At 53.2% G+C, this 12,896-nt stretch carries 11 protein-coding genes; 9 read left to right on the top strand and 2 right to left on the bottom strand.

The window, feature by feature from the left end; translation table 11 throughout:
* Positions 1-112 precede the first annotated feature (112 nt).
* A complete protein-coding gene (gene ampG, locus B498_RS01230) occupies positions 113-1,588 on the bottom strand; it encodes a muropeptide MFS transporter AmpG (RefSeq protein WP_008503321.1) in 1,476 nt (491 codons plus the stop codon).
* A 46-nt stretch (positions 1,589-1,634) separates the two neighbouring features.
* Complete coding sequence (locus B498_RS01235) at positions 1,635-2,213, bottom strand: lipoprotein (protein ID WP_023310568.1); 579 nt, start codon at positions 2,211-2,213, stop codon at positions 1,635-1,637.
* 305 nt (positions 2,214-2,518) lie between these two features.
* Here B498_RS01235 and bolA point away from each other — a divergent pair, with 305 nt between their 5' ends.
* From bolA to B498_RS01280, 9 genes are all read left to right on the top strand, one after another.
* Positions 2,519-2,836 carry a transcriptional regulator BolA gene (gene bolA, locus B498_RS01240; protein ID WP_021241655.1) on the top strand — a complete coding sequence of 106 codons (318 nt, stop codon included), beginning with the start codon at positions 2,519-2,521 and terminating at the stop codon, positions 2,834-2,836.
* A gap of 334 nt (positions 2,837-3,170) precedes the next feature.
* Positions 3,171-4,469, top strand: coding sequence for a trigger factor (gene tig / locus B498_RS01245; RefSeq protein WP_008503318.1), 1,299 nt, complete (start codon positions 3,171-3,173; stop codon positions 4,467-4,469).
* 260 nt (positions 4,470-4,729) lie between these two features.
* Entirely contained in the window at positions 4,730-5,353 is a 624-nt protein-coding gene (gene clpP, locus B498_RS01250; protein WP_008503317.1) for an ATP-dependent Clp endopeptidase proteolytic subunit ClpP, read from the top strand.
* Between the two features lie 126 nt (positions 5,354-5,479).
* The gene (gene clpX / locus B498_RS01255; RefSeq protein WP_008503316.1) at positions 5,480-6,754 is read left to right on the top strand and encodes an ATP-dependent protease ATP-binding subunit ClpX; all 1,275 of its coding nucleotides are present in this window, start codon (positions 5,480-5,482) and stop codon (positions 6,752-6,754) included.
* 182 nt (positions 6,755-6,936) lie between these two features.
* The gene (lon, locus tag B498_RS01260; RefSeq protein ID WP_008503315.1) at positions 6,937-9,291 is read left to right on the top strand and encodes an endopeptidase La; all 2,355 of its coding nucleotides are present in this window, start codon (positions 6,937-6,939) and stop codon (positions 9,289-9,291) included.
* A gap of 210 nt (positions 9,292-9,501) precedes the next feature.
* Entirely contained in the window at positions 9,502-9,774 is a 273-nt protein-coding gene (hupB, locus tag B498_RS01265) for a nucleoid-associated protein HU-beta (protein WP_002444653.1), read from the top strand.
* 212 nt (positions 9,775-9,986) lie between these two features.
* Positions 9,987-11,858 (top strand): peptidylprolyl isomerase, encoded by a 1,872-nt coding sequence (gene ppiD, locus B498_RS01270; protein WP_008503314.1) that lies wholly within the window; start codon positions 9,987-9,989, stop codon positions 11,856-11,858.
* A gap of 148 nt (positions 11,859-12,006) precedes the next feature.
* Positions 12,007-12,387: a helix-hairpin-helix domain-containing protein gene (locus tag B498_RS01275; RefSeq protein WP_008503313.1), complete on the top strand. Its 381-nt coding sequence runs from the start codon at positions 12,007-12,009 to the stop codon at positions 12,385-12,387.
* 99 nt (positions 12,388-12,486) lie between these two features.
* On the top strand, positions 12,487-12,885 hold the full coding sequence (locus tag B498_RS01280) for a YbgC/FadM family acyl-CoA thioesterase (RefSeq protein WP_008503312.1): 399 nt from the start codon (positions 12,487-12,489) through the stop codon (positions 12,883-12,885).
* Positions 12,886-12,896: the final 11 nt, after the last annotated feature.

Below are 12,896 nucleotides of genomic sequence, written 5' to 3'. Positions count from 1 at the left end.
TCCAAATCCTATCCCGCACAAAACAACAAATATTTTTTAGTCGATGGTGGCTATTTCACCGTTATAATTTCGGTTGGTGATTACAACGGGAAATAACCTTTCGCATTTTTCTTCAGGTCAGCTTCGTTTTCCGCAACGCCATGAAATCGAGCAGACCGCCCGTCAGGATCCCAACGATGGCCAGCAGGGCTCCGGCGTCCAGCAGAAGGGCCTCAAAGGGGAGCGCCAGTGATGTGCTGGCATTAATAATGAGCACGATAAGCCAGAGTGCCAGCGCAACGCAGCCCATCATTAACAGACGTAACGCAAAACGGTAGGCGCGGTGATATTCAGTTCGTGGCATAAAGTGTTCGGTCCGCTGGGTATATTCCAGCGTCTGGCGACAGACCAGCAACAATAAAATCCCCGGCACGGCAGCCACCACGGAGAAAAGATAAAACGTTGGCCAACCGTGGGCTTCCACAAACCAGCCGGCAATCGGACCTACGTAAACGCGGCCAACGGCAGAGAGCGCCGAGAGCAGCGCGAACTGCGTGGCGGAAAATGACTTGTTGCACAGGGTCATCAGCAGGGCGACAAAGGCTGCAGTCCCCATACCGCCGCAGAGATTTTCGAAGAACACCGCAGCGGCCATGCTGATCATATGTTTGTCGGTAATCGACAGCAGCCAGTAGCCCGCGTTAGAGGCACCCTGAAGAATGCCGAAGATCAGCAGTGCGCGGAACAGCGTCAGGCGCTGCATCAGCACGCCACCGTAAAGTGCCCCGACAATGGTCGCAAACAGCCCCAGCGTTTTATTCACTACCCCCACTTCACCAGCGTCAAAACCGACACCGCGGATCAGGAAGGTGGTGGTCAGGCTCATGGCAAAGGCGTCGCCAAGCTTATAAAGGACGATCAGCAGCAGGATCAGCCAGGCGTTGTTGCGGCCAAAGAAGTCGCGCAGCGGTTCGGCCACGGCCTGCTCCAGCGAGCGGGGAACCGGAATAACGTCGCTCGGTTCGGGGGCAAAGAGCGTGGCGATAATGCAGGGGATAAGCAGGGCGGCCATTAGCCAGTACATGCCCTGCCAGCCGAGGTAACGGTCGGCAAGCCACAGCGCCAGCCCGCCGGAGACCAGCATCCCTAGGCGATAGCCCAGCACGCTGATGGCCGCACCGGCACCGCGTTCTTCCGCTGGTAACACGTCCGTCTTCCAGGCGTCGAACACGATATCCTGAGAGGCGGAACAGAAGGCAATCACCACCGCAAGCGCGGCCATCCAGCGCAGCTGCGTGGTGGGCTCAAGAAACCCCATCGCCGCGATGGCCAGCAGCAGCAGGACCTGCGTCATCACCAGCCAGCCGCGGCGACGCCCGAGGAACGGCGGCGTATAGCGATCCATCACCGGCGACCACAGGAACTTGAAGACATAGGCCTGGCCGACAAGCGAGAAGAAACCAATGGTTTTGAGATCGATGTTCTCGACCGTCATCCACGCCTGAAGCGTGCCGGAGGTGAGCGCGAGGGGTAAACCCGAGGCAAAGCCGAGGATCAGCAGAATCGCTGATTTCGGTTGCTGGAAAATGCGTAAGTAATGGCTGGACATGTTCTTTTAAGACTGACCCGGTGTTACACCGGGTCAGTGAGCAGGATTAACGTGCGTTCTGCTTGATAAAGTCGTGGATGCTGGTGTCCTGCGCCATATCGGCGATGGTATCGGTCAGCACGCTGTTAACGGCGTTAGCAATGTTCTGGTTGGATGCCTGGAACGCACCTTCAACAGAGTAGCTCGCGCGGTAGTTTTTGGTCATCTTGTTGCCATTCTTCGCGGTGGCAATGATGGCGATATCCGCTTTGGTGGCGATGTTGTAGCGCACGTTGCCCTGTGACACGTCAGCGTACAGGTTGTTGACGATGATCTGCAGATCAACCGCACCGCTTGGGCCGATCATATAGCCGCGAGCGGTCATTTGTTTCTCCAGCACTTCCTGCAGCAGGAAGCGCAGGTCACGGGACGCGGTGAGCGTCACCTGCTGGTTATCGCGGGTCACTTTTGCCAGCGCCTGATCCTGACGCTGATCGGCACCGTTAATGCTCACGGTGACGCCCATCAGGCTTGGGTCCTGCTGAGGCAGGGTGATTTTTGGTGAGACATCAATGGTGGTAGGCGGGGTAGCACAGCCTGCCAGCATAAAAAGGGCTACCAATGGAAAGAAGAGTTTTTTTAACATTTTTAAGTTCTCACGAATCGTAAGCATAATAGAGAGAAAAATTGCCGCCATCATAACATCGCCAACGGTCAGGGGAAGTGGTCAACGCATGTAAATTCATCGTCTTGTCTGAAAACTGACCAGCTCACTCATTTTCTCCTTTCACTGATGATAAAAGGTATGAGCCTCACAGTTAACTTCATTCGTTTGAATGAGAAAATCGGACGAAAGCTAAATATTTGTTGTCAATGTGTAATGGAAACGGTAAAAGCGGCTAATATTTAAAGGGATGGGTGACATCCTGGCGTTGTCGGAGGAGTAATTTCATGATGATACGTGAGCATATAGAAGATAAATTAAGGGCAGCGTTCAACCCTGTGTTCCTCGAAGTCGTCGACGAAAGCTATCGTCATAACGTACCGGCAGGTTCTGAAAGCCACTTTAAAGTGGTTCTGGTTAGCGATCGCTTCACGGGAGAACGTTTCCTGAACCGACATCGCTTGATCTACAGCACCTTGACGGAAGAGCTCTCCACGACCGTGCATGCGCTGGCACTGCATACCTACACCATTAAGGAATGGGAAGGCTTGCAGGATACGGTTTTCGCATCGCCGCCCTGTCGCGGTGCAGGCACTATCGCCTGATAAATCGGATTTGCAACGGCTGGAGCTTTTCCAGTATGTTGCTTACAGATTTCCTCAAAACGGCCTTCGGGCCGTTTTGTTTTGTCTGAGTTTTGAGCGGATGGCGCGATTTTAAGGCTAAAAATAGCCTTAAAGTGTGAAAAAAGCCGCAGCAACATGCCCCAACCGTTCTCGACTCACCTAAGTGATGCCGCTATAATGCCGCGTCTTATTGAATGTCTTCGGGATGATTCTGGCGACAGGGAATGTGAATCTGCACTAAGAGAGCATCCCGGTATAACAGACAGACAGATTCAGAGTTGACCGAGCACTGTGATTTTTTTGAGGTAACAAGATGCAAGTTTCAGTTGAAACCACTCAAGGCCTTGGCCGCCGTGTAACGATTACTATCGCTGCTGACAGCATCGAAACTGCTGTGAAAAGCGAGCTGGTCAACGTAGCAAAAAAAGTACGTATTGACGGCTTCCGTAAGGGCAAAGTACCAATGAATGTTGTTGCTCAGCGTTATGGCGCTTCCGTGCGTCAGGATGTGCTGGGTGAACTGATGAGCCGCAACTTTATCGATGCGATCATCAAAGAAAAAATCAATCCGGCCGGTGCGCCAAACTACGTTCCAGGCGAATACAAACTGGGCGAAGACTTCACCTACTCCGTAGAGTTTGAAGTGTATCCGGAAGTTGAGCTGAAAGGTCTGGAATCTATCGAAGTTGAAAAACCGATTGTCTCCGTGACTGACGAAGACGTTGACGGCATGCTGGACACCCTGCGTAAGCAGCAGGCGAACTGGAAAGAGAAAGAAGGCGCTGTTGACGCGGAAGACCGCGTAACCATCGACTTCACCGGTTCTGTAGACGGCGAAGAGTTCGAAGGCGGCAAAGCGTCTGACTTCGTACTGGCAATGGGCCAGGGTCGAATGATCCCAGGCTTCGAAGACGGTATCAAAGGCCACAAGGCTGGCGAAGAGTTCACCATCGACGTGACCTTCCCGGAAGAGTACCACGCTGAAAACCTGAAAGGTAAAGCAGCGAAGTTCGTCATCAACCTGAAGAAAGTGGAAGAGCGCGAACTGCCAGAACTGACTGAAGAGTTCATCAAACGTTTCGGCGTGGAAGACGGTTCTGTTGCTGGCCTGCGTACCGAAGTGCGTAAAAACATGGAGCGCGAGCTGAACGGTGCTGTGCGTAACCGCGTGAAGTCTCAGGCGATCGAAGGTCTGGTGAAAGCCAACGAAATCGACGTTCCTGCTGCCCTGATCGACAGCGAAATCGACGTTCTGCGCCGTCAGGCTGCACAGCGTTTCGGTGGCAACCAGCAGCAAGCGATGGAACTGCCGCGCGAGCTGTTTGAAGAGCAGGCAAAACGCCGCGTTGTGGTTGGCCTGCTGCTGGGCGAAGTGATTCGTACCCACGAGCTGAAAGCTGACGAAGAGCGTGTGAAAGGCCTGATCGAAGAGATGGCTTCTGCATACGAAGATCCATCAGAAGTGATCGAGTTCTACGGTAAGAACAAAGAGCTGATGGACAACATGCGCAACGTTGCCCTGGAAGAGCAGGCTGTTGAAGCGGTACTGGCGAAAGCGAAAGTGACCGAAAAAGCGACCTCTTTCAACGAACTGATGAACCAGCAGGCGTAATTTCGCCCCAACGGTTTAAAGTTTGAACAGAAAACCCGTTGCCTTGCGGCAGCGGGTTTTTTTTATCACAGCCAGAGCCCAGGAAGAGTGCTAAAACGCCCTTTCGGTGTTAGCGTAACAACAAAAGGTTGTTATGCTTGAAATAGGGCACTGTGAACCCCATAAGTACGTAATCATGATGAATGAGACTGGCTGATAATCCGTCCGTAAGGTTACAATCAGTACAGCAGGTGTTTTCAATTTTGATCCAGGAGACGGAAATGTCATACAGTGGCGAACGAGATAACTTTGCACCCCATATGGCTCTGGTGCCAATGGTTATTGAACAGACCTCACGTGGTGAGCGTTCTTTTGATATCTATTCCCGTCTGCTCAAGGAACGCGTTATCTTTCTGACAGGCCAGGTGGAAGACCACATGGCTAACCTGATCGTGGCGCAGATGCTGTTTCTGGAAGCGGAAAACCCGGAAAAAGACATTTACCTGTACATTAACTCCCCGGGTGGCGTGATTACCGCAGGGATGTCCATTTATGACACCATGCAATTCATCAAACCGGATGTCAGCACGATCTGTATGGGTCAGGCCGCATCTATGGGCGCGTTCCTGTTAACCGCAGGGGCGAAGGGTAAGCGATTCTGCTTGCCGAATTCCCGCGTGATGATTCACCAGCCGCTGGGCGGTTACCAGGGGCAGGCGACGGATATCGAAATCCACGCCCGCGAAATCCTGAAAGTAAAAGCGCGCATGAATGAACTTATGGCGCAGCATACGGGTCAACCTCTCGAGCAGATCGAGCGCGATACCGAGCGCGATCGCTTCCTCTCTGCTTCAGAGGCAGTTGAGTACGGCTTAGTCGACTCCGTGTTGACCCATCGTAATTGATGCCCGCGACGCGAGTGTGCCGCTATACTAAGGTAGGGCGGCACGCTGCTTGATGCAGCTTGCGTCTTAGAATGGCATTTGCGTCGTCATGTGCGGCACAAAGAACTTAAAAAGAGGTTTGGACTCATGACAGATAAACGCAAAGATGGTTCGGGCAAACTGCTGTACTGCTCTTTTTGCGGCAAAAGCCAGCATGAAGTGCGTAAACTGATTGCCGGGCCGTCCGTGTATATCTGCGACGAATGCGTCGATTTATGTAACGACATCATTCGCGAAGAGATTAAAGAAGTCGCACCGCACCGTGAGCGCAGCGCGCTGCCAACGCCGCATGAAATTCGTCATCACCTTGACGACTACGTCATCGGCCAGGAGCAGGCCAAGAAAGTGCTGGCGGTAGCGGTCTATAACCACTACAAACGCCTGCGTAACGGCGATACCAGCAATGGCGTGGAACTGGGTAAAAGTAACATTCTGCTGATCGGCCCAACCGGTTCCGGTAAAACGCTGCTGGCTGAAACCCTGGCGCGTCTGCTTGATGTTCCGTTCACCATGGCGGATGCCACCACCCTGACCGAAGCCGGTTACGTGGGTGAGGACGTCGAAAACATCATCCAGAAACTGCTGCAGAAGTGCGATTACGACGTACAGAAAGCCCAGCGCGGGATTGTTTACATCGATGAGATCGACAAGATCTCCCGTAAATCCGACAACCCGTCCATCACTCGTGACGTATCGGGTGAAGGCGTACAGCAGGCACTGCTGAAGCTGATCGAAGGTACGGTTGCCGCCGTTCCGCCACAGGGTGGTCGTAAACATCCGCAGCAGGAGTTCCTGCAGGTTGATACCTCCAAGATCCTGTTCATCTGTGGCGGTGCCTTTGCTGGTCTGGATAAAGTCATCTCCCACCGTGTTGAAACCGGCTCCGGCATTGGTTTTGGCGCAACGGTGAAATCCACATCCGAAAAACCGAACGAAGGCGAGCTCCTGGCACAGGTTGAACCAGAAGATCTGATCAAATTCGGTCTGATCCCTGAATTCATCGGTCGTCTGCCGGTTGTGGCTACGCTGAATGAGCTGAGTGAAGAGGCGCTGATCCAGATCCTGAAAGAGCCGAAAAATGCGCTGACCAAGCAGTATCAGGCGCTGTTCAATCTGGAAGGGGTTGATCTGGAATTCCGCGACGAAGCGCTGGATGCGATTGCCAAAAAAGCAATGAGCCGCAAAACCGGCGCGCGTGGCCTGCGTTCTATCGTTGAAGCGGCACTGCTCGACACCATGTACGATCTGCCGTCGATGGAAGACGTTGAGAAAGTGGTGATTGACGAGTCGGTCATCAGCGGTCAAACCAAACCGCTGCTGATTTACGGCAAACCGGAAGCCCAGCAGGCATCTGGCGAATAATTCACCAAATCATACAAGCAGTTAATCAAAAAGGGGGGATTTTATCTCCCCTTTACTTTTTCCGTATTCATAGCGTTGAATGTGTGGGAAACATCCCCATATACTGGATACATGTTAATGGTTATGTGAAGCACAGTGACATGACCAGCTTACCTGGCGGACACTAACTAAGAGAGAGCTCTATGAATCCTGAGCGTTCTGAACGCATTGAAATCCCCGTATTGCCGTTGCGCGATGTGGTGGTTTATCCGCACATGGTCATACCCTTATTTGTAGGGCGGGAAAAATCTATCCGTTGCCTCGAAGCCGCTATGGATCATGATAAAAAAATCATGCTGGTGGCGCAGAAAGAAGCATCAACGGATGAGCCGGGTGTAAACGATCTTTTCACCGTCGGGACCGTGGCCTCTATTTTGCAGATGCTGAAGCTGCCTGACGGCACCGTGAAGGTGCTGGTAGAAGGCCTGCAGCGTGCGCGTATTACCACTCTGTCAGACGACGGCGAACACTTCTCTGCGAAGGCAGAGTACCTTGATTCGCCTGAACTTGATGAGCGCGAACAGGAAGTGCTGGTTCGCACCGCGATTAGCCAGTTTGAAGGCTATATCAAGCTGAACAAGAAAATCCCACCAGAAGTGCTGACGTCGCTGAACAGCATCGACGATCCTGCACGTCTGGCGGACACCATCGCTGCCCATATGCCGCTGAAGCTGGCTGACAAACAGTCTGTGCTGGAAATGTCCGACGTTAACGAACGTCTGGAATACCTGATGGCGATGATGGAGTCTGAAATCGATCTGCTGCAGGTTGAGAAGCGCATTCGCAACCGCGTCAAAAAGCAGATGGAGAAATCTCAGCGTGAGTACTATCTGAATGAGCAAATGAAGGCTATTCAGAAAGAGCTGGGCGAGATGGACGACGCGCCGGACGAAAACGAAGCGCTGAAGCGTAAGATCGACGCGGCGAAGATGCCGAAAGAGGCGAAAGAGAAAGCCGAAGCAGAACTGCAGAAGCTGAAAATGATGTCTCCGATGTCGGCTGAAGCGACCGTCGTACGCGGCTACATTGAGTGGATGGTACAGGTTCCTTGGAACGCCCGCAGCAAGGTCAAAAAAGACCTGCGTCAGGCACAGGAAATCCTGGATACCGACCACTACGGCCTGGAACGTGTGAAAGACCGCATTCTTGAGTACCTTGCGGTACAGAGTCGTGTGAATAAAATTAAAGGCCCGATTCTGTGCCTGGTAGGACCGCCGGGGGTGGGTAAAACCTCTCTGGGCCAGTCCATCGCTAAAGCGACCGGACGTAAGTATATCCGTATGGCGCTGGGCGGCGTACGCGATGAAGCGGAAATCCGCGGTCACCGCCGTACCTACATCGGTTCTATGCCGGGTAAACTGATCCAGAAGATGGCGAAAGTGGGCGTTAAAAACCCGCTGTTCCTGCTCGATGAGATCGACAAAATGTCCTCGGACATGCGTGGTGACCCGGCGTCTGCGCTGCTGGAAGTGCTTGATCCAGAACAGAACGTGGCGTTCAGCGATCACTACCTGGAAGTGGATTACGACCTGAGCGACGTGATGTTCGTGGCGACGTCGAACTCCATGAACATTCCGGCGCCGCTGCTGGACCGTATGGAAGTGATCCGTCTCTCCGGCTATACCGAAGACGAGAAGCTGAACATCGCGAAACAGCACCTGCTGCCGAAACAGATTGAGCGTAACGCGCTGAAAGCCAACGAGCTGACCGTCGAGGACAGCGCGATTATTGGCATCATCCGCTACTATACTCGTGAAGCGGGCGTGCGTAGCCTTGAGCGTGAAATCTCTAAACTGTGCCGTAAGGCGGTGAAACAGCTGCTGCTGGATAAGAGCCTGAAACACATCACGATTAATGGTGATAACCTGCATGCTTATCTCGGCGTTCAGCGCTTCGACTACGGTCGCGCGGACAACGAAAACCGCGTTGGCCAGGTGACCGGTCTGGCATGGACGGAAGTGGGCGGCGATCTGCTGACCATCGAAACCGCCTGTGTACCGGGTAAAGGCAAGCTGACCTATACCGGCTCGCTGGGTGAAGTGATGCAGGAGTCCATTCAGGCGGCGCTGACCGTGGTGCGCGCGCGCGCGGAGAAACTGGGTATCAACCCGGATTTCTACGAAAAACGCGACATCCACGTACACGTACCTGAAGGGGCGACGCCGAAAGATGGTCCAAGCGCGGGTATTGCCATGTGTACCGCTCTGGTTTCTTGCCTGACAGGTAACCCGGTGCGTGCTGATGTGGCAATGACCGGTGAAATCACCCTGCGCGGTCAGGTTCTGCCAATCGGTGGCTTAAAAGAAAAACTGCTGGCGGCGCATCGTGGTGGGATCAAAACCGTATTGATCCCTTACGAAAACAAACGCGATCTGGAAGAGATTCCGGACAACGTGATTGCCGACCTGCAGATCCATCCTGTTAAGCGAATTGAGGAAGTACTTAGTCTCGCATTGCAGAATGAACCGTCTGGAATGCAGGTTGTAACCGCAAAATAGTGACCTCGCGCAAAGAGCGTCAATAAAAACAAGGCTGGTAAGTCATTTCGCACTTGCCAGCCTTTTTTTGTATAGCTAATTTAGATTGCTGATTAGGTCAGCCATCAACAACGGGTGTTGTAAGGTCATGGCAGGCCTGATATAACTGCTGCGCGGTCGCGTTGTGAAGGATTCAGGCGCGATATAAATTATAAAGAGAGGAAGAGAACAGTGAATAAATCTCAACTGATTGACAAAATTGCTGCTGGTGCTGATATTTCTAAAGCTGCAGCTGGACGTGCGTTAGATGCATTAATTGCTTCTGTTACTGAATCTCTGCAGGCTGGGGACGACGTTGCACTGGTAGGCTTCGGTACTTTTGCTGTTAAAGAGCGTGCTGCCCGTACTGGCCGCAACCCTCAGACCGGTAAAGAGATCACCATTGCTGCCGCTAAAGTGCCGGGTTTCCGTGCAGGTAAAGCGCTGAAAGACGCAGTAAACTGATTGCTTTCCCGTTTCAGGGAAGCCGGATAGTACAAGGGCGCATCGTTTGATGTGCCTTTTTTGTTTGTCCAGACCTGATTTGTGCGAGTTTATGCGAGTTGTGGGCTGACAATCGCCCCGTTTTCTTGTCACAATACGACTTTACGCGCGACGGGCAGGATTTTCCGTCAGCGTCAGGTAACCAGTCACCTACAGCGGAGTGTTGTTACACCATGATGGACAGCTTACGCACGGCTGCTAACAGTCTCGTGCTCAAGATTATTTTCGGTATCATTATCGTGTCGTTCATATTGACCGGCGTGAGCAGTTACCTTATTGGCGGTGGCGCGAACTATGCCGCAAAAGTGAATGGCCAGGAGATCAGCCGCGGCCAGTTCGAGAATGCTTTTGCCGGTGAACGTAACCGTATGCAGCAACAGCTGGGCGACCAATTCTCTGAACTGGCAGCAAACGAAGGGTATATGAAGACCCTGCGTCAGCAGACGCTGAACCGTCTTATCGACGAAGCGCTGCTGGATCAGTATGCCAAAAAACTCGGCCTTGGCATTAGCGATGAGCAGGTGAAAAAAGCCATCTTCTCCACGCAAGCCTTCCAGTCTAACGGTAAATTCGACAACGCGCGTTACAACAGCATCGTCAACCAGATGGGGATGACGGCCGATCAGTACGCGCAGGCGCTGCGTAACCAACTGACCACCCAGCAGCTCATCAATGCCGTTGTTGGCACCGATTTCATGCTCAAAGGCGAAACGGATGAACTGGCTGCGCTGGTGGCGCAGCAGCGCGTTGTACGTGAAGCGACCATTGATGTTAACGCCCTGGCGGCGAAACAGCAGGTGAGCGACGCTGACATTAACGCCTTGTACGAGCAGAACAAGAATACCTTTGTTTCTCCTGAACAGTTCCGCGTGAGCTACATCAAGCTGGATGCGGCTGCGCTGCAGGAAAGCGCGTCTGACGCGGAAATCCAGTCTTACTACGACCAACATCAGGATCAGTTCACACAGCCGCAGCGTAACCGCTACCGCGTGATTCAGACCAAAACCGAGGCGGATGCCAAAACGGTACTGGATGAGCTGAACAAAGGCGCTGATTTTGCGACCGTCGCGAAAGCGAAATCCACCGACATTATCTCTGCGAAAAACGGCGGCGATATGGGCTGGCTGGAAGACGCGACCACGCCGGACGAGCTGAAAAATGCCGGTCTGAAAGAGAAAGGCCAACTGTCTGGCGTCATTAAATCCTCCGTAGGTTTCCTGGTCGTGCGTCTGGACGACATCACCGCGGCGAAAACCAAGCCGCTGGCTGAGGTTCGTGACGATATCGCGGCAAAAGTGAAGCAGGAAAAAGCGCTGGATGCCTACTATGCGCTGCAGCAGAAAGTGAGTGATGCTGCCAGCAACGACAACGAATCTCTGGCGGGTGCCGAGCAGGCGGCTGGGGTGAAAGCGGTTGAGACGGGCTGGTTTGGTCGTGACAACCTGCCGGAAGAGCTGAACTTCAAACCGGTTTCTGATGCCATCTTCAACGGTGGTCTGGTTGGTGAGAACGGCACGCCGGGCAGTAACTCAGACATCATTACCGTCGATGGCGATCGTGCGTTTGTGCTGCGCGTCAGCGAGCACAAGCCAGAAGCGGTCAAACCGCTGGCGGAAGTTAAGGATCAGGTCGTCGCTCAGGTTAAGCACAACAAAGCGGAACAGCAGGCGAAACTGGATGCTGAGAAGATTCTGGCCGATCTGAAAGCGGGTAAACAGGACGCGCTGAAAGCGGCTGGCCTGAGCTTCGGTGAAGCGAAAACGCTGAGCCGTACTGGTCAGGACCCTATCAGTCAGGCCGCGTTTGGCCTGACTCTGCCGGCGAAAGACAAGCCAAGCTTCGGCACCACTACCGATATGCAGGGTAACGTTGTTCTGCTGGCGCTGGATGAAGTGAAAGCCGGCACTCTGCCAGACGCGCAGAAGAAGGCGATGGTTCAGGGGATTACCCAGAACAATGCCCAGATTGCCTTCGAAGCCATGATGAGCAACCTGCGTAAAGAGGCCAAAATTAAGCTGGGCGATATCATTACTCAGCAGCAATAATTACGTATCTGCTCGCAGATTTTCGCAACGCTCTGCAATAACTAAAGGCCGCTTTCGCGGCCTTTTCCATTTCTGCACTCTGCTGTTTGTGCCTCTTTTATCGGGCGGCTATCGTGACGTGGCTGTCTACAAACAAGGAGATAACAGCATGAAATGTGGAATCAAAGCACTGTTTATTACGCTGGCTATTGCTACCACCGGGCTGAGCGCGGGCGCACTGGCGGCGACACCTGCCGCTAAACCACAGGCGGTACAGAGTAAGACCGACGCCGCAGCGCCGGGGCAGGGGCAAACCAAAGCGACTGACGTTGGTAAAAACGTGGATGATGACGGTACGCGAGTCAGCATCAATTCGGCCTCTGCAGAAGAGCTGGCCCGCGTGATGAATGGCGTCGGGCTGAAAAAAGCGCAGGCCATCGTAAGCTATCGTGAAGAGTATGGTCCTTTCAAAACGGTCGACGACCTCAAGCAGGTTCCGGGCATGGGGAGCGCGCTGGTTGAGCGCAACCTCGCACACCTGACGTTGTAATCTCACAATTACTTGCACAGCGGCAAAATTTTGCCAGGATAAAGAGGTCATACCAGTTATGACCTCTTATCCTACAATAACAGTAAAGGCTATTGCGCTATGCAGACAAAAATAAAAGTACGCGGTTTTCACCTCGACGTTTACCAGCATGTGAACAATGCCCGCTACCTGGAGTTTCTTGAGGAAGCGCGCTGGGAAGGGCTGGAAAACAGCGAAAGCTTTCAGTGGATGACCGCGCACAACATCGCGTTCGTGGTCGTCAATATTAATATCAACTACCGTCGCCCTGCCGTGTTGGGCGATGTGCTCACGGTGACCAGCCAGGTGCAGCAGATCAATGGCAAAAGCGGCGTGTTAAGCCAGGTGGTTACGCTCGATCCCGAAGGGCAGGTGGTGGCTGATGCGTTGATCACCTTTGTCTGTATCGATCTGAAAACGCAGAAAGCGCTGCCGCTGGAAGGGGAATTGCGCGAAAAGCTGGAACTGATGATCGTGTAACACAGGTTCAG

The organism is Enterobacter sp. SST3 (assembly GCF_000286655.1).
In the GTDB taxonomy this organism is placed as follows: Bacteria; Pseudomonadota; Gammaproteobacteria; order Enterobacterales; family Enterobacteriaceae; genus Enterobacter; species Enterobacter roggenkampii.
Note: the sequence above shows the minus strand (reverse complement) of the source record. Positions and strands in the feature narration are given on the sequence as shown.

What these genes read in the sequence shown, in the direction of transcription:
- ampG (WP_008503321.1), bottom strand. Translation starts at nt 1,588, where the DNA reads ATGTCCAGCCATTACTTACGCATTTTCCAGCAACCGAAATCAGCGATT.
- B498_RS01235 (WP_023310568.1), bottom strand. Translation starts at nt 2,213, where the DNA reads ATGTTAAAAAAACTCTTCTTTCCATTGGTAGCCCTTTTTATGCTGGCA.
- bolA (WP_021241655.1), top strand. Translation starts at nt 2,519, where the DNA reads ATGATGATACGTGAGCATATAGAAGATAAATTAAGGGCAGCGTTCAAC.
- tig (WP_008503318.1), top strand. Translation starts at nt 3,171, where the DNA reads ATGCAAGTTTCAGTTGAAACCACTCAAGGCCTTGGCCGCCGTGTAACG.
- clpP (WP_008503317.1), top strand. Translation starts at nt 4,730, where the DNA reads ATGTCATACAGTGGCGAACGAGATAACTTTGCACCCCATATGGCTCTG.
- clpX (WP_008503316.1), top strand. Translation starts at nt 5,480, where the DNA reads ATGACAGATAAACGCAAAGATGGTTCGGGCAAACTGCTGTACTGCTCT.
- lon (WP_008503315.1), top strand. Translation starts at nt 6,937, where the DNA reads ATGAATCCTGAGCGTTCTGAACGCATTGAAATCCCCGTATTGCCGTTG.
- ppiD (WP_008503314.1), top strand. Translation starts at nt 9,987, where the DNA reads ATGATGGACAGCTTACGCACGGCTGCTAACAGTCTCGTGCTCAAGATT.
- B498_RS01275 (WP_008503313.1), top strand. Translation starts at nt 12,007, where the DNA reads ATGAAATGTGGAATCAAAGCACTGTTTATTACGCTGGCTATTGCTACC.
- B498_RS01280 (WP_008503312.1), top strand. Translation starts at nt 12,487, where the DNA reads ATGCAGACAAAAATAAAAGTACGCGGTTTTCACCTCGACGTTTACCAG.